General features: G+C 70.3%; 14 protein-coding genes and 1 pseudogene. 9 read left to right on the plus strand and 6 right to left on the minus strand.

Going from position 1 to position 21523, the window contains the following annotated elements; genetic code table 11:
- Nucleotides 1–39 precede the first annotated feature (39 nt).
- From ACJX2R_RS46430 to ACJX2R_RS46455, 6 genes are all read right to left on the minus strand, one after another.
- Nucleotides 40–876, minus strand: a complete 837-nt coding sequence (locus tag ACJX2R_RS46430) for an amino acid ABC transporter ATP-binding protein (RefSeq protein ID WP_413105037.1) — start codon at nt 874–876, stop codon at nt 40–42.
- 5 nt (nt 877–881) lie between these two features.
- Nucleotides 882–1667 (minus strand): amino acid ABC transporter permease, encoded by a 786-nt coding sequence (locus tag ACJX2R_RS46435; protein ID WP_413105038.1) that lies wholly within the window; start codon nt 1665–1667, stop codon nt 882–884.
- Between the two features lie 41 nt (nt 1668–1708).
- Nucleotides 1709–2506, minus strand: coding sequence for an ABC transporter substrate-binding protein (locus tag ACJX2R_RS46440; RefSeq protein WP_413105039.1), 798 nt, complete (start codon nt 2504–2506; stop codon nt 1709–1711).
- Between the two features lie 130 nt (nt 2507–2636).
- Nucleotides 2637–2864 (minus strand): hypothetical protein, encoded by a 228-nt coding sequence (locus ACJX2R_RS46445; protein WP_086881764.1) that lies wholly within the window; start codon nt 2862–2864, stop codon nt 2637–2639.
- Between the two features lie 108 nt (nt 2865–2972).
- Nucleotides 2973–5009: a glycoside hydrolase family 127 protein gene (locus tag ACJX2R_RS46450; RefSeq protein ID WP_413105040.1), complete on the minus strand. Its 2037-nt coding sequence runs from the start codon at nt 5007–5009 to the stop codon at nt 2973–2975.
- A gap of 180 nt (nt 5010–5189) precedes the next feature.
- Nucleotides 5190–6275, minus strand: a complete 1086-nt coding sequence (locus tag ACJX2R_RS46455; RefSeq protein WP_413105041.1) for a MerR family transcriptional regulator — start codon at nt 6273–6275, stop codon at nt 5190–5192.
- A 279-nt stretch (nt 6276–6554) separates the two neighbouring features.
- Here ACJX2R_RS46455 and ACJX2R_RS46460 point away from each other — a divergent pair, with 279 nt between their 5' ends.
- The 9 genes and pseudogenes from ACJX2R_RS46460 (at nt 6555) to ACJX2R_RS46500 (ending at nt 21516) form a co-directional block, all read left to right on the plus strand.
- A complete protein-coding gene (locus ACJX2R_RS46460; RefSeq protein ID WP_413105042.1) occupies nt 6555–7586 on the plus strand; it encodes a hypothetical protein in 1032 nt (343 codons plus the stop codon).
- Between the two features lie 150 nt (nt 7587–7736).
- Nucleotides 7737–9581, plus strand: a complete 1845-nt coding sequence (locus ACJX2R_RS46465; RefSeq protein WP_413105043.1) for a family 43 glycosylhydrolase — start codon at nt 7737–7739, stop codon at nt 9579–9581.
- Nucleotides 9582–9640: 59 nt separating this feature from the next.
- Complete coding sequence (locus ACJX2R_RS46470) at nt 9641–11527, plus strand: family 43 glycosylhydrolase (protein WP_413105044.1); 1887 nt, start codon at nt 9641–9643, stop codon at nt 11525–11527.
- Nucleotides 11527–12968 (plus strand): annotated as a pseudogene (locus ACJX2R_RS46475) (RICIN domain-containing protein). The gene ACJX2R_RS46470 and the pseudogene ACJX2R_RS46475 overlap by 1 nt, the downstream one beginning before the upstream one ends.
- Before the next feature lie 119 nt (nt 12969–13087).
- Nucleotides 13088–15637, plus strand: a complete 2550-nt coding sequence (locus tag ACJX2R_RS46480; RefSeq protein WP_413105045.1) for a beta-L-arabinofuranosidase domain-containing protein — start codon at nt 13088–13090, stop codon at nt 15635–15637.
- 73 nt (nt 15638–15710) lie between these two features.
- Nucleotides 15711–16718, plus strand: coding sequence for an aldo/keto reductase (locus tag ACJX2R_RS46485; RefSeq protein ID WP_413105046.1), 1008 nt, complete (start codon nt 15711–15713; stop codon nt 16716–16718).
- 149 nt (nt 16719–16867) lie between these two features.
- The gene (locus tag ACJX2R_RS46490; RefSeq protein ID WP_413105047.1) at nt 16868–17944 is read left to right on the plus strand and encodes a CobW family GTP-binding protein; all 1077 of its coding nucleotides are present in this window, start codon (nt 16868–16870) and stop codon (nt 17942–17944) included.
- Nucleotides 17945–18040: 96 nt separating this feature from the next.
- A complete protein-coding gene (locus ACJX2R_RS46495; protein ID WP_413105048.1) occupies nt 18041–19492 on the plus strand; it encodes an FG-GAP-like repeat-containing protein in 1452 nt (483 codons plus the stop codon).
- A 77-nt stretch (nt 19493–19569) separates the two neighbouring features.
- A complete protein-coding gene (locus tag ACJX2R_RS46500) occupies nt 19570–21516 on the plus strand; it encodes a cellulase family glycosylhydrolase (RefSeq protein WP_413105049.1) in 1947 nt (648 codons plus the stop codon).
- Nucleotides 21517–21523 lie beyond the last annotated feature (7 nt).

Consider the following 21523-nt stretch of genomic DNA (forward strand, 5'->3'; position numbering starts at 1 on the left):
TCGGCGCATCGACCACGCGGACCTCCGCCCGCACGGAGGTCAGCGGTCGATCCGCGCTCCGTGCGGGCCCGTGTCCGGCATCTCCCCGACCCGCGCCGCGGCCGGGTTGAGCACCCGGGTGAGGAAGGCCCGGGTGCGGGGGTGGACCGGATCGGACACGACCTGCTGCGGTCCGCCCTCCTCCACGATCACCCCGTCGTCCATGAACACGACCCGGTCGGCGACCTCCCGCGCGAAGCTCATCTCATGGGTGACGACCAGCATCGTCATGCCCTCGTCGGCCAGGGCGCGCATCACCGCGAGCACATCGCCGACCAGCTCCGGATCGAGCGCCGAGGTCGGCTCGTCGAACAGCATCAGCTCCGGGTCCATCGCCAGCGCCCGGGCGATGGCCACCCGCTGCTGCTGTCCGCCCGACAGCTGCGCCGGGTAGGCCGACTCCTTGTCGCTCAGGCCGACCCGCCGCAGGGTCTCCCGGCCGATCCGCGCCGCCTCCGCCTTGTCGCGGCGCAGCACCCGCCGCTGGGCGATGGTGAGGTTCTCCAGGGCCGTCAGATGCGGAAAGAGGTTGAACGCCTGGAACACCATGCCGATCCGCCGCCGCACCCGGTCGATGTCCACATCCGGGTCGGTGACCTCGGTCCCCGCCACGGTGACCGAGCCCGAGGTCGGCTCCTCCAGGAGGTTCACACAGCGCAGCAGCGTCGACTTGCCGGAGCCCGAGGGGCCGATGACACAGACCACCTCGCCCCGCCGGACGGTGAGGTCGATGCCCTTGAGCACCTCCAGCTCACCGAAGGACTTGTGCAGACCCGCCACCCGGATGGCGATGCCGTCCGCCCCGCCGGTCCCCTTCGCCTCCGTCGTCTCCTTCACCCCGGTCACCTCGCCTTCGCCGAACGGGCCTCGAGCCGGCGCACCAGGTGGCCGAGCGGAACGGTGATGATCAGGTAGCACACCCCGGCGACCAGGATCGGGGTGAGGCTGCGGTGCTGATTGAGCGCGTCCCGGCCGAACTTGGACAGTTCGTACTGGTCCAGGGAGAGCCCCAGCAGATAGACCAGGGAGGAGTCCTTGGTCAGCAGCACCAGTTCATTGGTGAGCGGCGGCAGGACGATCCGGAACGCCTGCGGGATAATGATCGAGGCCATCGCCCGGCTGTGGGACATGCCCAGCGAACGCGCCGCCTCCATCTGCCCCTTGGGCACCGCCTGGATGCCCGCCCGCATCGTCTCCGCGATGTAGGCGGCGCCGACGAGCCCCAGCGCCAGCATGACCGTGACATACCGGTCCAGCGCCACCTGGAAGGCGAGCGGCACCCCGAAGCCGAGCGCGATGAACACCAGCAGCGCGGGTACCCCGCGGAAGAACTCGATGTAGGCCACCGCCAGCCAGCGGTACGGCGGCACCTGGGAGAGCCGCATCAGCGCCAGCACCACGCCGAGGATCAGGCCGAAGCCGAAGCCGAGCAGGGTGTAGACGACGGTGTTGACCAGGGCGGTGGTGATGATGTCGGGGAACAGGGACCGGGCGACCTCGGCGTCGAAGAACGCGCGCCGCAGTTCACCCCAGTCGGCGGCCAGGACGATGGCGAGCAGCAGGGCGATGAGCACGGCGTACTGCACCGCTCGTATCGCCCGCGCCCGCTGTCGGCGGGTCATTGCCATAAGTGTGCGGACTCCTCAGCTCCGATGGCCGTCGGCGGGCGTCACTTCTTGGGCGCGGTGCCGAACCACTTCTTGTAGACGCGGTCGTAGGAGCCGTCCGCGCGGGCGTCCTTCAGCACCGCGTTGATCTTCTTGCGCAGTGCGTCATTGCCGGTCCGTACGGCGATGCCGTACTGCTCCCCGGTGTCGAACTCGGCCGCCACCGCGGTGTCGGGGTTGTCCTTGACGTAGTCGTAGAGCACACCGTTGTCGTTGATGCCCGCGTCGGTCTGCCCGGTCTTGACGGCGGTCAGCAGCAGCGCGAGATCCTCGAACTGGACCAGCTTCGCGCCCTTGGCGTGCTTCTGGGCGTAGGCCTCGCCGGTGGTCCCCTGCTGGACCGCGAGCTTCTTGCCCTTGAGGTCGGCGAGGGACTTGAACGGCTTGCCCTTGGCGGTGAGCAGCGCCTGTGTGGCCTCGAAATAGGGGGCGGAGAAGTCCAGGTTCTTCTCGCGCACATCGGTGATGGTCATCCCGGCGGCGGCCACGTCGCACTGGTTGGTGTTGAGGTCCTCCCCGGACTGGATGCCCTCGAAGGGCGTGTCCACGATCTCCTGCTTCACATGGAGCGCGGAGGCCACGAGATCGACGATGTCCACGTCGAAGCCGACGATCTTCTTGCCCTGTTTGGACTGGAAGGGCGGGTAGGGGAGATGGGTACAGGTCGTGAGCTTCCCGGAGTTCACCAGGCTGATGTCCTTGCCGCCGGACCCCGACGACTTGGTGCTGGTGCACCCGGCCAGCAGGGCGGATACGGCGGCGACGGCTATGACGGGCGGCAACGCGGAGCGAGCGAACACGGCACCTCCGGGGGCGGGGTCGGCGTACGACCACGGATCTCATGATCAGTGAGTCGGGCCGCATCCTCCCACCGGAAGTGGCGCGGTGTCTTTACGCGTGCAATTGCGACCGGGTAACGGAGAGGCGAGGTCAGCGCCGCCTGCGCCGCTTACGGCGCTTGCTCCAGAACCAGCCGGCCGGCGGCTCGTCCGCCCGCCAGGGCTGGGGCTCGGGCGCGCCGCGCCGCCAGCGCGCGGTCAGCATCCGGGTGCGCGCGGCGGGCTCGGTGACCTCGGCGTCCCGTATGAAGTCCGCGTCGAGGACGACGTCGTCCCAGTCGTCGGCGTCGTCCCCTCGGGGTGTGGATCCGGTGCTCACGAGGCACCTCCGGTCGGCCGGTGCCGCTCGGGCACAGGAGCGTGTTCCTCGAGCGATGAACGCGTGGGGTGTCCGCCGAGTTCCGGCGGCCGGGCGGAGCCTGGACCGTCAGCCGGGCGGGGTCCGGACCGGGATCCATACCCGCATCGCGCCGGGCTCGCGGTTCGCCCACGCGTAGTACGGGATCGCGGTCACCGGGACCGGCTCGGGGGCCTTCGCGCCGCCCGCGGCCCCGCCGGGGCCCGTATCGCCGCGCCGGTAAGGGGCCGCGGCCGCGCCGGGGCCCGCGCCGTCGCTCCGGTACGGCCACCAGCCGTCGTGCGCGGGGGCGTGGGGCAGGGCCAGGGCGGTGATCACGGTCACCCTGCCCAGCAGCTCCGGCCGGTGCTCCGGGGTCAGCGCGGCATCCGGGTCGAGGTCGATGTCGTCCAGCCGCAGCCCGGCGGGCTGATCGGACTGCTCCAGGCAGTACACCAGCGGGCCGCGCTCGATCGCGGCACAGCCGCGCACCCCGTCGATCCGCGGATCGGGCCGGGTGAGCCGGGGATCGAGGGGCAGGCTCAGTACGACCGTCTCACCGGGCCGCCAGCGCCGCCGCAGCCGCAGCCAGCCGTTCTCGGCCCGCTCGGCCACCGGCTCCCCGCCGATCGTCGCCTCGTACGTCCGCGCCCAGTGCGGGATGCGCAGCGACAGCGTCCAGTCCGCCTCCGGCGGGGCCGCGTCCACGACCACCGCGATCCGGCCCTCCCAGGGGTAGCCGGTCCCCACCCGCACCGCGCCGCCGCCCGCCTCGTACGAGCCGGACGCGTACTGGTGCAGCTGGAGCCCCGCGGAGTCGCCGCTCGCCATGTAGTGCGGCAGCGAGGCCAGCAGCCGCATCACATTGGGCGGGCAGCAGGCACACCGGAACCACGGCGTCCGGTGGGCGCTCCGGCCCCCGGCGGCGTCCTTACGGTTCTCACCGTCCTTACGGTTCTCACCGTCGTGGCGGACGCGCAGCGGGTTCACATAGAGCCAGCGCTCACCGTCGATCGACACTCCCGACGCGAAGCCGTTGAACAGGGTCCGCTCCACCAGATCGCTGTAGCGGGCCTCCCCGGTCAGCAGCGCCATCCGCCAGCCGAAGTGGATGGCCGCGACGGCCGCACAGGTCTCGGCGTACGCCCGGTCCGGCGGCAGCTCGTACGCGTCCCCGAAGGACTCCAGCTCATGCCGGGAGCCCACCCCGCCGGTCAGATGGGTCTTTGTCGCGGCCATGTCCTCCCAGAGCCGCACCAGGGCGTCCCGCAGCCCCTCGTCACCGGTCTCCGCCGCCACATCGGCGGCCCCGGCCAGGAGATACAGCTGGCGCACCGCGTGACCGGCGACCGCCGTCGCCTCCCGCACCGGGACGTGGTCCTGCCAGTAGGGCGCCCCGGGGCGGGGGCCGGGCGAGCCGTCCGGCGGGCCGTCGCCGAGGCTGCCCCGCCCGCGCCGGTCCACGAAGTACCCGGCCAGATCGAGATAGCGCCGCTCACCGGTCTCCCGGTACAGCTCGACCAGCGCGGTCTCGATCTCCGGATGTCCGCACACCGTCTCGTCCTCGCCGGGCCCGAACGTGGCGTCGATGAGATCGGCGTACCGCACCGCCGCATCGAGCAGCCGGTTCCGGCCGGTGGCCCGGTGGTGGGCGACCGCGGCCTGGAGGAGATGGCCCGCGCAGTACAGCTCGTGCCCCCAGTGCGGATCCGCCCACCGGCGGGCGTCCGGGCCCAGCTGGTAGTACGTCTGGAGGTAGCCGTCCTCGGCCTGGGCGGCCGCGACCAGCCCGGCCAGCCGCTCCACCTGCCGGGACAGCTCCTCCTCGGCCGGTCCCTCGGCGCCGTCCGCCAGCTGCCAGGAGGCCGCCTCCAGCCACTTGTGCACATCGGAGTCCTGGAACGGGAAGTCGCCCCGGAAGCCGGACTCCTCGGGCGCCTCTCCCGCGGCGGCCCGGAGGTTGGCGAGATTGCCCGCCCGCTCCAGCCGGTCCGGCCCCTGGGGAACGCTCACCTCGGCGTTGACGCGGCGTCTGGCGGCCCAGAAGCCCCCGGTGATCCGGGCCGAGGTGGCCGGGCGGAGCGCGGTGCGCGCTTCCTGAGAGAGCCGGATCGGACCTGCGGACATCCGCCCACCCCTTACGCCGCGCCGCCGGCCATGCCCGTCTCCCGGTCACGCAGGAGTGGAAACCGGTTTCCGCCGCGAGCATATGGACGTGTTCTTCCGGCCGACAAGACCTTGCACACACCATTCATCAACGTTCAACAGCCGGAGTCGGCGGGCGGGCGAGTCGGCCGGAGCGGCGGCTTACGCCGAGGTCAGCGCCCCCTGCTCGGCCACATGGGCCACCACGCAGGTGACGTTGTCGGGCCCGCCCGCCCGGTTGGCGAGGGCGACCAGCTCCCGTACGGCCCTGCCCGGGTCGTCCTCCGAGGCGAGCACGCGCTGGATCTCCTCGGTGGGCACGACCCCCGTCAGCCCGTCCGAGCACAGCAGATAGCGGTCCTCGGCGCGGGCGTCGCGCAGGGCGAAATCCGGCTCGAACGCCGAACCGGCGCCCACGGCGCGCAGCAGCAGCGCCCGCTGGGGGTGCGAGGCGGCCTCCTCGAGGGTGATCCGCCCCTCGTCGATCAGCGACTGGACCACCGTGTGGTCATGGGTGATCTGGAAGAGCTCACCGTCGCGCAGCAGATAGGCGCGCGAGTCGCCGATGTGGACCAGCCCCAGCCGGGAGCCCGACCACACCATCGCGGTGAGCGTCGTGCCGACATCCCGCAGCGCGGGGTCGGACGCGGCCAGCGCGGAGACCGACTCATGGGCCCGGTGCGCCGCCTCCTCCAGGGCGCTGAGCAGCTCTCCGCCCGGGACGCCCGCGTCCAGCGGTTTGAGCGCCTCGATCGCCGCCTCGCCCGCGCGCCGTCCGCCCCCGACTCCGTCGGCCACGGCGAGCAGGCGCGGACCGGCGTAACCGGCGTCGTCATTGCTCTCCCGGACCGAGCCGGTGTCGGAGAGCACGGCGTAGCGGATCCCCAGGGTGGTGTGGTCAGAAGACATCGTGGTGTCCTTCCCGGACAGATGGTCGACGAGGAAGGCGGCCAGGTCCCGCCGGGCGGCGGTGTCGGCCTCGACCCGCGCCCAGTACGCGCGCACCTCCCGCGCCGCCGCCTCCGGCTCCAGCTCGCACACCGCCCGGATGTCGGCCAGCGGCATGCCGAGCCGCCTCAGCCACGCCACCAGACGGGCCCGCTCCAGCTGGGCCGGATCGTAGCGGCGGTAGCCGGAGTACGGATCGACGCGGGCGGGCGGCAGCAGCCCGAGCTCGTCGTACAGGCGCAGCGCCTTGGGAGACAGCCGCGACGCCCTCGCGAACTCACCGATGGTCAGCAGCCCCATGCTCGCCCTCCTCGTCGCCGGGCACCTCACCCGGCGACCACGATGCTCGGGCTTCCCCCTTGGGAAAGGTCAACGGCGGTCCTCGATCAGTATCTCGCCTCTCACGGGGACGAATTCCCTAAGCAAGCGAGCATGCGCAATCCGATATCAACCTCTCATAGCGATGAGTCGGTCATATACATACATCTTGCTTTCTTCAGGTATCCGGCATGCTTTACCCGGGAACTGACGGTGTATCCGCACATTCTCGTGACCTCACGAGAAGAGGGAGGTCCTCTCATGGTCGTTTCCACCACTCCCGGCACCGTCTGGGGCACCTGGATCAATCTCCAGGGTGGCATCCACTCCGAGCCCGCCCCGGTCGCCTTCGCCGACGACCGGGTGCAGGTATTCATCCGGGGCGGGTCGAACGTCCTGTGGAGCAGGGTGGAGGCCCGCGACGGCAGTTGGGGCCCGTGGCAGCAGTACCCGGGCCTGTCCGTCGACGGCATCCCGGCACCGATCCGGGGCAAGGACGGCAAGATCCGGGTCTTCTACCGCACTCCGAGCAACAATCTGGAGGTCATCACCCAGACCGCCATCAACTCCGGGTACGGACCGCCCCAGACCCTGGTCACCGGCATCGGGGACGACCCGGCCGCGGCGCTCGGCGCCGACGGCCGCATCTATGTGTTCTTCCCCGGCACCGACAACGCCCTGTGGTACATCCGCAACCAGGATCTCCAGTACGAGACCTACACCTCCGCGACTTCGCTCGGGGGTGCCGTCTTCGCCACGCCCTCGCCCATCCTCGACGGGGGAGGGCGGCTGGTGGTGGCGGTCAAGGGCTCGGGCGAGACTCTGTCCACCATCCAGCAGCAGACCGAGAACTCCACCCTCTGGGAGGCGTTCTCCCTCAATGCCACCAACGTGACCAGCCGTCCGTCGGTGTGCCTGGACGCGGCGGGACGGGTGCAGATCTTCTACCGGGGTTCCGACGGGTCCGTCCGGCGGGTCGGACAGAGCGACGACTACGACTCGTTCGGCGCCGCCGTGAGCCTCGGCGCGCAGATCGTCTGGCGGCCCACCTGCGCCCTGGGCCAGGACGGCCGGATCAACGTGTTCATCAAGGCCACCGACAACGCCCTGTGGGTCGCCGTGCAGAACACGGAGAACGGCACCGCGTACAGCGGCTTCCAGTCCCTGGGCGGGGTGATCGGCTCCGCGGGCGTCGGCGTCCCCATCCTCAACGAGGAGAACCTGCTCTACGTCTTCATCCAGGGCAGCGGAACCGCCAGGGACCTCTGGCTACAGCGCCAGACCTTCGTCTGATCCGCTCCCTCCCCTCCATCACCTCATCGCGCGTCCTCCAGGGCTCCAGGGTTTTCGAAACTTTCGCACCCTCTCCAGGGGCTGTCGGAAGTCATCAGAACCCTTAATCTCCGAACAAATTCGATCACTTCGGATCGCAGGAGCCCTCTGATGCCCCCGCATGCCACCCCACCCTGGAGAGCGCCGGCAGTGCTGCTCGCGCTGCTGGCCGCCCTCGCCCTCGTGGTCCCCCTCACCGCGAACCGAGTGCACGCCGCGGAGCACCACCGGAGCGACGCGAGCGGACCCGCCGAGCGGCAGTCGACCACGGTCTCCCGCTATCTGTTCACCGCCTTCACGAACAGCAGCGAGAGCAATATGTACGTCTACGGGTCCGACGACGCACAGAACTTCTGGTCGATCCAGGACAAGGCGTACACCCCGCCCTCCGGTCTCGTCCGCGACCCCAGCGTCATCCACCGCGGCGGCCGCTACTACGTCGCCTACACCACCGGATGGACCGGCACCACCTTCGGCCTCGCCGTGAGCGACGACCGCCGCACCTGGACCCATCTCGCCGACGTCGACCACGGCGTGGCCGCCAACAACACCTGGGCACCGGAGTTCTTCACCGACGCGCCCGACGGCAAGGTCCGCATCGTCGTCTCGCTGTCCACCGGGCCCACCGCCTACCGGCACTTCCAGCCCTACGTCCTCACCGCCCTCGACGACACCCTCACCAAGTGGAGCGAGCCCAAGCCGCTCGAGGGCATCTCGCCGAGCGAGAGCGACTACAACGGCTACATCGACACCTTCGTGGTCCGTAAGGGCGCCAGCTATCACGCGTTCACCAAGAACGCCACGGGCGAACTCATCGAGCACGCCGTCGCCGACCGCGTCACCGGCCCGTACCGCTTCACCGGCAAGGGCGACTGGGCGGGATGGGGCAGCCTGCTGGAGGGCCAGACCGTCGTCGCACTCCCCGGCGGCGGCTATCGCATGTTCATGGACGGCTACACCGTCAAGAAGTACTACTACAGCGACAGCCCCGACCTGGAGCACTGGACGCCCAAACGGGAGCTGCCCGGCCTGTCGGGGGTGGTACGCCACGGCACCGTCATCCGGGAGACCGCGACCGTGCGGCCCGGCGATGCCAACCCCGCCCTGCCCGGCTACCACGCCGACCCCGATGTGATGTACGCCGAGGGCCGGTACTGGATCTACCCCACCGAGGACGGCCACCCCGGCTGGAGCGGCACCCGCTTCAACGGCTTCTCCTCACCCGACCTCGTCCACTGGACCGACCAGGGCCCCGCCCTCGACCTCGCCGATGTCTCCTGGTGCCACCAGAACGCCTGGGCCCCCTCGGTGGTGAAGAAGGGCGACACCTACTGGATGTACTTCAGCGCCTGCCAGTCCATCGGCGTCGCCAAGTCCTCCAACCCCAAGGGGCCGTTCACCGACGCGCTCGGCAAACCACTCGTGGCCAAGGGGCAGTTCGGCCATCAGTCCATCGACCCGGACGCCTTCATCGACGACGACGGCACCCCCTACCTCTACTTCGGACAGGGCGCCTTCGAGGCGGCCCGGCTGAACGACGACATGGTCTCCTTCGCCACCCAGCCGGTGAAGATCACCCCACCCGGCTACAACGAGGCCCCGACCGTCTTCAAGCACGCGGGCCGCTACTACGCGATGTGGTCGGAGGACGACACCCGCAGCCCGGACTACCGCGTGGCCTACGGAGTCTCCGACTCACCGCTCGGCCCCTTCACCAAGGCGGCGGGCAACCCGGTCCTGGCCAAGGACCCCGGCGATCAGATCCTCGGCACCGGCCACAACTCCGTCATCCAGGTCCCGGGCCGCGACGAGTGGTACATCGTCTACCACCGCTTCGCCCGCCCCGGCGGCGACGGCACCCACCGCGAAGTCGCCATCGACCGGATGCGGTTCGAACCCGACGGCACCATCCAGAAGATCCGCCCGACGCAGGCCGGTATCGAGCCCGTCCCATAGACCGGCATCACTCCCGTCCGACGTCAGGCGCATCACCCGCCAGAGCAGGAGAGAACCGTATGAGCCGCAGCGAAGAGCACCAGCCCAGCCGCAGACGCGTGGTGATGGGCGCCCTCGTCCTGGGGGCGGCCGCCGGAACGCCCGGCATCGCGCGGGCCGCCACCCCCGCCGCGCCGCAAACGGCCGCCAAGGCCCCCGCGTACGCCAACCCGCTGGTGCGCCGGCGCGCCGATCCGCATATCCTCAAGCACACCGACGGCTACTACTACTTCACGGCCACCGTCCCCGAGTACGACCGCATCGTCCTGCGGCGCTCCAGGACCATCGGCGGCCTGGCCACCGCCGCCGAGTCGGTGATCTGGAAGAAGCACACCAGCGGAGACATGGGCGCCCACATATGGGCCCCGGAGATCCACTTCATCGACGGCAAGTGGTACGTCTACTTCGCCTCCGCGCCCGCCAACGACGTCTGGAAGATCCGGATGTGGGTGCTGGAGAACGCGAGCGCCAACCCCTTCGCCGGGACCTGGACCGAGAAGGGCCGCATCGTCACGCCCCTCGACTCCTTCTCCCTCGACGCCTCCACCTTCACCCACCAGGGCACCCGCTATCTCGTCTGGGCCCAGAGCAACCCGGACGTCGGCAACAACTCGAGCATCTACCTCGCCCGGATGGCCAATCCATGGACCATCACCGGGCCCCAGGTGGAGATCTCCCGGCCGACATACGACTGGGAGACCCGTGGCTTCAAGGTCAACGAGGGCCCCTCGGTCCTCCAGCGGAACGGCCGGGTCTTCCTCACCTACTCCGCCAGCGCCACCGACGCCAACTACTGCATGGGGCTGCTGACCGCCTCCGCCGACAGCGACCTGCTCGCCGCCGCGTCCTGGAAGAAGAGCCCGCAGCCGGTCTTCACCAGCAATGACACCACCAAGCAATACGGGCCGGGCCACAACTCCTTCACCGTCGCCGAGGACGGCCGCACCGACCTCCTCGTCTACCACGCCCGCCAGTACAAGGACATCACCGGCGACCCGCTGAACGACCCCAACCGGCACACCCGCGTCCAGGCGCTCGGCTGGAGGGCCGATGGCACCCCGGACTTCGGTGTGCCCGTGGCCGACGCGCCCGCGCGGGACACCACGGCCGCCACCCGCTTCACCATGACGGCGTTCACCAACAGCAGCGAGTCGAACATGTACGTCTACCAGTCGTCCGACGCGACCACGTACACCCTGCTGAAGGGACCCGCCTACACCCCGCCGTCCGGGCTGATCCGCGACCCCAGCGTCATCAAGCACACCGACGGCTACTACTACATCGTCTACACGACCAACTGGACCGGGAACACCATCGGCTTCGCGCGCAGCCGCGACCGCGTCAACTGGACCTTCGTCCGCGATCACACCCTCCCGGTGGCCGGTCTCGAGCGCACCTGGGCGCCGGAGTTCTTCGTGGACGACGGCGGTGGCGTCCACATCGTCGTCTCGCTGGACACCACCTCCACACCCGACTACATCTTCCGGCCGCATCTGCTCACCGCCACCAACGCCGCACTGTCGTCCTGGACCACGCCCACCCCGCTGAAGGGCCTGGACACCGCCAACTACATCGACACCTTCGTGGTCCGCCACGCCGGGCAGTACCACGCCTTCACCAAGCAGGAGACGACCAAGTACATCGAGCACGCCACGGCCGACCGCCTCGGCGGGCCGTACACCTTCCGCGGCACCGGCGACTGGGCGGGCTGGGGCAGCTGGCGCGAGGGACCGGCGCTGGTGCGCCTGGACAACGGCGGCTGGCGGATCTACTTCGACGGCTACACCGAGCAGAAGTACTACTACAGCGACAGCCTCGACGGCTTCCGGACCTGGAGCCCGGTCCGGGAACTGCCCGGACTCACCGGATTCGCCCGCCACTTCACCGTCCTGAAGGAGACCGTGTGATGCGCGGACGCCTCGGAGCACGGCTGTGGACCCTCGTCGTGGCCGCCGTCCTCGGGCTGCTCGCCCCGTGGGCGGGAGCCGGCGCGGCGCAGGCCGCCCCCGTCACCGTCGCCACGGCACACAGTTCACCACCACAGCGGGCGAGGCGGTGCACGCCCACGGCGGGGGAGTCATCAAGTCCGGCGGCTACTACTACTGGTTCGGTGAGAACCGCAACGCCGACAACACCTTCCGCTATGTCTCCGCCTATCGCTCCACGGACCTGAAGACCTGGGAGTTCCGCCGCCATGTCCTCACCCAGGCCACCGACCCCGAGCTGGCCTCCGCCAACATCGAGCGGCCCAAGGTGCTCTACAACGAGCGGACCGGGCAGTACGTGATGTGGATGCACAAGGAGAACGGCAGCGACTACGGCGAGGCGCGCGCGGCCGTCGCCACCTCCGCCACCATCGACGGCGCCTACACCTGGCGGGGCAGCTTCCGCCCGCTGGGCCAGCACATGTCCCGGGACATCACCCTCTTCCAGGACGGCGACGGCACCGGATACATGGTCTCGGCCGCCCGGGACAACTACGACCTGCACATCTACCGGCTGACCGACGACTACACCGGGGTGGCGAGCCTGGTGGCCAACCCCTGGCCCGGCGGCCACCGCGAGGCACCGGCGCTCTTCAAGCGCGGAAACGTGTACTTCATGCTGACCTCCGGCGCCACCGGCTGGAACCCCAACCAGCAGCAGTACGCCACCGCCACCAGCCCGGCGGGCCCCTGGAGCGCGATGCGCAACGTGGGCGACGCCACCGCCTACGGCTCGCAGACCGCGTACGTCCTGCCGGTGCAGGGTGGCGGCGCCACCTCGTACCTCTACCTGGGCGACCGCTGGGGGAACTCCTTCGGCGGCACCGTCAACGACTCGCGCTACGTCTGGCTGCCGCTGGCCTTCCCCACCGCCACCACCCTCACCATGGACTGGTACCCGCAGCTCACCATCGACACGGCGGCGGGCACGGTGACCGGCTCCGGCGGTCCGTACACCACGCTCACGGCGCGGCACAGCGGCAAGTGTGCCGACATCGTCTCCGGCTCGCAGACCGACGGCACCGCGGCCGTCCAGTACACCTGCAACGGCGGTGGCAATCAGCTGTTCTGGTCCAAGGACGTGGGCGGTGGCCAGGTCCAGCTGGTCGCCCGGCACAGCTCCCAGTGTCTGACGGTGGCGGGCGGCTCCACGGCCGACGGCGCCGCCGTGGTCCAGTCGGCCTGTGGCACGGGGACGAACCAGCAGTGGCGGGCCACCGACGCCGGTGACGGCTACGTCCGGTTCACCGCCCGCTCCAGCGGCAAGTGCCTCGATGTCGCGGACGAGTCCACGGCGGACAAGGCCGCGCTCCTCCAGTGGAGCTGCACCGGCGGCGCCAACCAGCAGTGGCGGCGCGGCTGACCGACCCCGCACCGCCGGTGCCCGCCCGAGGGGCTGTTGACGTTCCCGGAAGGGCCGGTACCTTCACGGTGCACGATGTCGGACGTTGTTCGTAATTTCGAACCCCAGTGAGGGAAGTCATGAGCGAACCAGTCGACAGACGGCACTTCATCGCCGCCACGGCCTCCGGGGCCGCGGCCGTGGCGCTCACCGTCGCCGCCGGATCCACCGCCGAGGCGGCCGCCCCCGGCGCCGCCCCGGCCGCGAACCACCGCAAACCCAAGGCGCTGACCAGTGCCCAGCCCTTTCCGCTCACCGCCGTGACCCTGCTCCCCGGCGCCTTCAAGGACAACCAGTCCCGTAACACCGCCTATCTGCGCTTCGTGGACATCGACCGGCTGCTGCACACCTTCCGCCTCAACGTCGGGCTCCCCAGCAGCGCCCAGCCCTGCGGCGGCTGGGAGAGCCCCAGCACGGAACTGCGCGGCCACAGCACCGGCCACCTCCTGTCCGGACTGGCCCTCAGCTACGCGGCCACCGGGGACACCGCCCTGCTCGACAAGGGCCGCAAGCTGGTCTCGGCGCTCGCCGCCTGCCAGGCCAAGTCCCCGGCCGCGGGCTACGGCCAGGGCTATCTCTCGGCGTTCCCCGAGAGCTTCTTCGACCGGCTGGAGGCCGGTACCGGGGTGTGGGCGCCGTACTACACCATCCACAAGATCATGGCCGGGCTCGTCGACCAGTACCGGCTCGCGGGCAACGCCGAGGCCCTTCAGGTCGTGGAGCGCCAGGCCGCCTGGGTCGACACCCGCACCGGGAGGCTCAGCTACGACCAGATGCAGCGGGTGCTGCAAACCGAGTTCGGCGGCATGAACGACGTCCTCGCCGATCTGCACGCCATCACCGGCGACAGCCGCTGGCTGAAGGTGGCCGAGCGCTTCACCCACGCCCGCGTCTTCGACCCGCTGGCCCGCAACGAGGACCGGCTCAACGGGCTGCACGCCAACACCCAGATCCCCAAGATGGTCGGCGCCATGCGGCTGTGGGAGGAGGGGCTGGACAGCCGCTACCGCACCATCGGCGAGAACTTCTGGAAGATCGTCACCGATCACCACACCTATGTCATCGGCGGGAACAGCAACGGGGAGGCGTTCCACGAGCCGGACGCCATCGCCGCCCAGCTCTCCGACAACTGCTGCGAGAACTGCAACTCGTACAACATGCTCAAGCTCACCCGGCTGATCCACTTCCACGCACCGGAACGCGTGGACCTGCTCGACTACTACGAGCGCACCCTGCTCAACCAGATGCTGGGCGAGCAGGACCCGGACTCGGCCCACGGCTTCAACATCTACTACACGGGCCTCGCCCCCGGCTCCTTCAAACAGCAGCCGTCCTTCATGGGCACCGACCCCAACCAGTACTCCACCGACTACGACAACTTCTCCTGCGACCACGGCAGCGGCATGGAGACCCAGGCCAAGTTCGCGGACACCATCTACACCCACGCCGACCGCAGCCTGCTGGTGAACCTCTTCATCCCCTCCGAGCTGCGCTGGCAGGACAAGGGCATCACCTGGCGCCAGACCACCGGCTTCCCCGACCAGCAGACCACCACCCTCACCGTCACCTCCGGCGCGGCCTCCCTCGAACTGCGCGTCCGCATCCCCTCCTGGGCGGCCGGGGCCCGTGCCACGCTCAACGGCACCACCCTCGCCGACCGCCCCGCCCCCGGCAGCTGGCTGATCATCGACCGCCAGTGGCAGACCGGCGACCGGGTCGAGGTGACGCTGCCGATGAAGCTGACGTTCGACCCCACCCCCGACGACCCCGACGTCCGGGCCGTGCTCTACGGGCCGGTGGTGCTCGCCGGGGCGTACGGCGGCCGCACCGGAATGACCATGCCGCGACTGGACACCGGATCGGTGTCCCAGACGGCCACCAGCCCCCTGCGGTTCAGCGCCACGGCCAGCGGGGAGAGCGTGACCCTGCTGCCGGTCGCCCGCGTCCACCACCAGCACTACAACGTGTACTGGCTGACCGGGCAGCCGCCCACCCCGCCGCCCGCCTTCGCCGCCTGGCACCGCTTCGACGAGAACTCCGGCACCACCGCGTCCGACGCCACCGGCCGGGGGAAGACGGCCCGGCTCGTCGGCGGCGCCTCCTGGGCGGCGGGCAGGACCGGTGGCGCGGTCGCCCTGAACGGCACGGACGGCCATGTCGTCCTCGCCGACGACCTCCTGGCCGGCGCCCGTGCGTACACCCTGGCCACCTGGGTCAAACTGGACGGCACCCCCGCCACCTGGACCCGGATCTTCGACATCGGCACCGGTGTCACCGCCAATATGTTCCTCACCCCCGTGGCCGACTCCGGAAAGCTGCGCTTCGCCATCACCGCGGGCGGCGGCGGAGCCGAACAGCGCATCGAGGCCGCCCCGCTGCCCACCGGCCAGTGGGTCCATGTGGCCGTCGCCTACGGCAGCGGCACCGCCGTCCTCTATGTCGGCGGGCGCGAGGTGGGACGCAACACCGCCATCACCGTCGAGCCGGTCCACTTCGGCAACCACATCCGCGCCGGCTATCTCGGCAAGTCGCAGTACCCGGACCCGTACCTCAAGGCCGCGTTCGACGACGTCCGTGTGTACGGCAGGACACTCAGCGCCAATGAGGTCGCCACTTTGGCCCAAAGCTGACAAGCTCAGGCGGGCGGGCCGTCCCCACGGCCCGTCCGCTCCCAACCGCACCGTACGGACAAGGACGACGCGCATGGTCCACCTCGCCGCCGAGAACCGCTACGACTCCATGCAGTACCAGCGCTGTGGCCGCAGCGGTGTGCTGCTTCCGAAGGTCTCGCTCGGCCTGTGGCACAACTTCGGCGACACCCACCCCCTGGAGACCCAGCGCGCGGTGCTGCGCCGCGCCTTCGACCTGGGCGTCACCCATATCGACCTGGCCAACAACTACGGTCCGCCGCCCGGCAGCGCCGAGAGCAACTTCGGCTCGATCTTCGCCCAGGACTTCCGCCGGTACCGCGATGAGCTCTTCATCGCCAGCAAGGCCGGATATCTGATGTGGCCGGGGCCGTACGGCGAATGGGGCTCGCGCAAGTACGTCCTCGCCAGCCTCGATCAGTCGCTGTCCCGAATGGGGTTGGACTACGTCGATGTCTTCTACTCCCACCGTTTCGACCCGGACACTCCGCTGGAAGAGACGATGGGTGCGCTCGACAGCGCGGTGCGGCAGGGCAAGGCGCTCTACGCGGGGCTGTCCAACTACCCGCCGGAGGCGATCGCCGAGGCGGCCGCGATCCTGAAGGAGCTGCGCACCCCGTACCTGATCAACCAGCATCCGTACTCGATCCTCCAGCGCGGGGTCGAGGGCGGGGTGCTCCAGGCGTCCGCCGAGGCGGGCGCCGGGGTGATCGCCTTCTCGCCGCTGGCGCAGGGGCAGCTCACCGACCGCTATCTGCACGGGGTGCCCGCCGACTCGCGCATGGCGCTCGGCCACTTCCTCAAGCGCGAGACGCTCACCGAGGAGCGGCTGGCCCTGCTGCACGCCCTCAACAAGCTCGCGGAGGGGCGCGGCCAGACCCTCGCCCAGCTGGCGCTCGCATGGGTGCTGCGCGACCCCCGGGTGGTCTCGGTGCTGATCGGCGCGAGCAGCGTCGCCCAGCTGGAGCAGAACGTCGCGGTGCTGGACTCGCCCGGTTTCAGCGACGCCGAGCTGGCCGAGATCGACCGGCTCTCGGCCGAGGCGGGGATCGAGATCCCCTGACGGGCCCCGCCCCGGGAGCATGAAGGACCCGAGGCCTGCCGCGCCCGGCGTGGCGGGCCACGGCCATGTGCGCGACATGGTCATCGGCGGCCGGATAGCATGAGCGGTCCGCCCGAGATCACCACGGACCGCAGCACGGAGACACAGCCTTGGCCACACAACGGATTCCGGTCATTCTCGTCACGGGTTTTCTGGGCTCCGGCAAGACGACGATGCTCAACCATCTGATGCGGGACAGCGCGGACACCCGGATCGGCGTCATCGTCAATGACTTCGGATCGATCAACATCGACGCCCTGGCCGTCGCCGGGCAGGTCGATTCGATGATCCCGATCGAGAACGGCTGTCTGTGCTGTGCGGCGGACGCCTCAGAGATGGACGGGATGCTCGAGCGGCTCACCGATCCCGAGCTGCGCATCGATGTCGTGGTGATCGAGGCCAGCGGCCTCGCCGAACCGCAGAGCATGATCCGCGCGCTGCTGTCCAGCGGCAATGAGCGGATCGTCTACGGCGGCCTGGTGGAGGTCGTGGACGCCGCGGAGTTCCCGGACACCCGCGTCCGTCACCCCGAGCTCGACCGCCATGTCCGCGCCGCGGACCTCGTCGTGCTCAACAAGACCGACCGCGTCGCCGAGGACGAGCGGCGGGATCTGCTGGAGACCCTCCAGGAGATCGCCCCCGGGGTGCCGGTGGTGACCGCCGCGCACGGGCGTGTGGACCCCGCTCTCCTCTTCGACCACCGGCCGCGCGAGACCGCCGAGGAAGGCTTCCGGCAGCTCTCGTTCGCCGATGTCTGGGCCGACGACGCATCCGGCGACGGGTGCGGGGACGACGGCTGCGGCCACGGCCATGACCACGGCGACCACCTCCACGCCGCCTACGAGAGCGTGGAGTTCTCCGTCGCCGAACCGCTCCATCCGCGCCGGCTGATGGACTTCCTCGACAGCCGCCCGGTGGGCCTCTACCGCGCCAAGGGGTTCCTCCACTTCGCGGGCGCGGGCCGGGAGTCGAAGTTCGGGCTGCACGCGGTCGGCTCGTACCTCCGCTTCCAGCTCTCGCCCTGGGAGCCCGGAGAGCCCCGCACCACCCAGCTGGTGATGATCGGCACCGGGATCGACGCCGACACCCTCACCAAACGGCTGGCCGAGTGCGTGGCGGCACCCGAGGAAGAGATCGACGAGACCCATATGATGAGCGTGTTCCGCTATGTGAACGGGACGGACTGAGGAAATCCCTGGAATCGGCCGTGCAACCCTGAGGCGGTGTCACGGGTCCTGCTGGGTGTACATGAGGTAAACGCTCATCAACGAGCAGGAGGAAGTGTGCGCCCCCGTTCCCTCACCACCGTCGTGCGCTGCGCGACGGTGGCCGCACTTGTGACCACCCCCGCCTTACTCGCCGTACCCTCCGCGGGCGCCGCCGAGGCCCGCCCCGCGGCGGCCGCGGCCCCGAAGGTCGACTTCAACAAGGACGGACGCGCCGACCTCGCCGTCTCCGCCCCCGCCGGCACGGTGGGCGGCAAGGCCAAGGCGGGCTATGTCGCCGTCGTCTACGGCTCCGCCTCCGGCGCGGACACCACCCACCGCCAGGTCGTCAGCCAGGCGACCGAGGGCGTTCCCGGCGACCCCGCCGCGTCGGCGTTCTTCGGGGCCCACACCGTCGCCCGCGACCTGGACGGCGACGGCTATACCGATCTGGCGATCCAGACCGGCAAGTCCCCGGCCATCACGGTCCTGTGGGGCTCGCCGAACGGGCTGACCGGCGGCACTCAGTTGCCCGCCGGGAACGGCGACCACTGGGGCGACAGCGTCATCGCGGGCGGTGACTTCAACGGCGACGGCCAGGCCGACCTGGTCGACCTGGTCACCACCGGCGAGGGCCCGGACGACGAGAAGACCGGAGTGCGGGTCCGCCTCGGCCCGTTCACCCGCGACGGCAAGGACGCGGGCAGCTCCTTCTCCGACACCGGCCGGTTCGACGCGCCGACCAGTCTGACCGCGGGCGACATCACCGGCGACGGCAAGGACGACCTCGTCTCCACCCACGCCTTCGAGGAGATGTCCCAGTCCAGCCTGTTCTTCAAGGGCGATGACAAGGGCCTGTCGCAGAAGGCCGCCGACCTCACCGACGCCGCCTCCGCGACCATCGGCGATGTCGACAAGGACGGCCACGGCGATCTGGTCCTGCGCACCGTACCCGGTGACGTGATCGAGAACCTGCCGTACGACCACGGCACGCTCAAGGTCCTCTACGGCACCGCGTCGGGGCCGAGCACCACCCGCACCACGACCATCGACCAGAACACCGCCGGCGTCCCCGGCGTCAACGAGGACGGCGACCAGTTCGGCTACTCGCTGAGCTCGGGCGACGTCAACGGCGACGGCTACGCGGACATCGCCGTCGGCATCCCGTACGAGGGCCTGGACTCGGTCAAGGAGGCGGGCAGCGTCGTCCAGCTCTACGGCGGCCGGGGCGGGCTGTCCGGCACCGGGGCCCAGGCGTTCACCCAGGACACCGCCGGTGTCCCCGGTGTCGCGGAGGCGGGCGACCACTTCGCCATGGCGACCGGGCTCGCCGACACCGACGGTGACGGCAAGGACGACCTGGCCGTGGGCGCGCCCGACGAGGACGGTGCCCAGTCCACCAGCGGTGCGGCCTGGGCGCTGCGCGGCCAGGCGAGCGGCCTGACCACGGACGGTGTCGTCTCCTTCGGGCCGGACTCCCTCGGGGCACCGGAGGCCGGTGCGGCCCTGGGCCACGGTTTCCAGCGGTAACCACATCGCCTCGCAGCCGAACTTCTCTTCGAACGCGAAGAGTTGACGAGCCCTCAGGTTTACTGGACGGTAGGTCCATGCCGACTCATGAGACACGAGGGATACGGATCGGCCGCCCCGGACCGGGTCGCACCCGGCTGCTCGGGGTGGCCGTCCTGCTGCTGGCGGCGGCCGCGGCCCCGGGCACTCCGGCGGCCGCGGCCGAGGCGCCCTGGTTCGACGGCCGGGCGGCCGACCAGGTGACCGTGGACGGCACCCGGTTCGCCGACGGCCACGGCCGCGAGGTCGTGCTGCGCGGCTTCAACGTGTCCGGCGAGACCAAACTGGAGGAGAACGGCGGGCTCCCGTTCGCCACCACCGCCGACGCGAGGAAATCGGCCGCCGCCATGCGCCACCTGACCGGCGCCAACGCGGTGCGGTTCCTGCTCTCCTGGGCCCATGCCGAGCCCGAGCCGGGCCAGGTGGACACCGGCTACCTTGAGAACGCCACCGCACAGATGAAGGCGTTCCTCGACGCCGGAATCCGGGTCTTCCCCGACTTCCACCAGGACCTCTACTCCCGCCATCTCTTCGACAAGGACAGCTGGTACAGCGGCGACGGCGCCCCGAAATGGGTCATCGACGCGGGCGGCTACCCCAAGGAGTCCTGCGGCATCTGCGTCCACTGGGGCCAGAACATCACCCAGAACCAAGCGGTCATGAACTCCACCCGCGACTTCTGGCGCAACCGTGCCCTGACCACCGGCGCGGGCACCGTCCGCGTCCAGGACGCCTTCCTGGCCACCGCCGAGAAGACCATGACCTACCTCGCCCGGCAGCTCACCGACGACCAGTTCACCCGCGTCGTCGGCTTCGACCCGCTGAACGAGCCGTACGCGGGCGCGTACGACGACGGCCAGAACAGCCGCACCTGGGAGAAGAGCGTGCTGTGGCCGTTCTACGAGAAGTTCCGCGCCCGCATGGACGCCGCGGGCTGGCAGGACAAGCCCGCCTTCGTGGAGCCCAATATGTTCTGGAACTCCAACCTGGACTTCCAGCGCCAGGAGGGCGGACTCCTCGACGCCGGAAAACCCGGCCCCGACTACGTCTTCAACACCCACTACTACGACCAGAAGGCCATCTCCGGGATCTTCATGCCCGGCAAGGCGGCCGACGGCCAGTACGCGGGCGACTTCGGCGCCCTGCGCGACCGCTCCACCGCCCTCGACCTGCCCGCCGTCATGAGCGAGTTCGGCCATCCGCTGGCCGGTTTCACCTCCGACAAGGCCCCCACCGTCGTCAAGGGCATGTACCAGGCGCTGGACTCCCGCCTCCCCGGCGCCTCCTGGTGGACCAGGCCGGCCGCCTCCGGCGCCGTGCTCTCCTCCACCCAGTGGCAGTGGGACATCTACAACGGCCGCCACCACGAGGCCATGAACGGCAACACCGGGAAGGTCCTCACCGAGGGCGACGCCTGGAACGACGAGGATCTCTCGGCCGTGCGCCTCGACGACTCCGGCAATGCCGCCCTGCGCCAGGACGCCCGGCTGCTCGACCGGATCTATCCGCGCGCCGTCGCGGGCCGCACCCTCGCCTTCACCTTCGAGGACCGTGCGCGTGACGGCTCCACCACGCTCAGCTGGGACCGCATCCCCGGCAGCCTGCCGAACGTCGCCAAGGTCACCGGCTCCGGCCGCTACGGCATGCTGGTGTGGCGCTCGGACGGCGCCACCGACGCACCCACCGAACTCCGGCTGCCCGGTGACTTCGACCCCGCACGGACCACCGTCGTCTCCGATCTGGGCACCCTCACCGGCCCGCCCGCGTACACCGCACACGGCCACACCGCCGACCACCCCGTCGCCACCGCGGCGGAGCCCGGCGACAGCGGGGGGAACCGGCTGGTGCTCTCCGCCCCGGCCGGCGAGTCCACCGGCACCCTGCACTACGCGCTGATCGCCGACGGCACCGCCGCCCCCTCGGCGGAGCAGCGCGCCGCCGCCCAGCGCGAACTCGCGCAATGGGCGGCGGACGCCGGCTTCTGAGCCCGGT

Origin of the sequence: Streptomyces sp. Inha503, assembly GCF_047215865.1 — a bacterium.
Taxonomy (GTDB): Bacteria; Actinomycetota; Actinomycetes; order Streptomycetales; family Streptomycetaceae; genus Streptomyces; species Streptomyces lycopersici.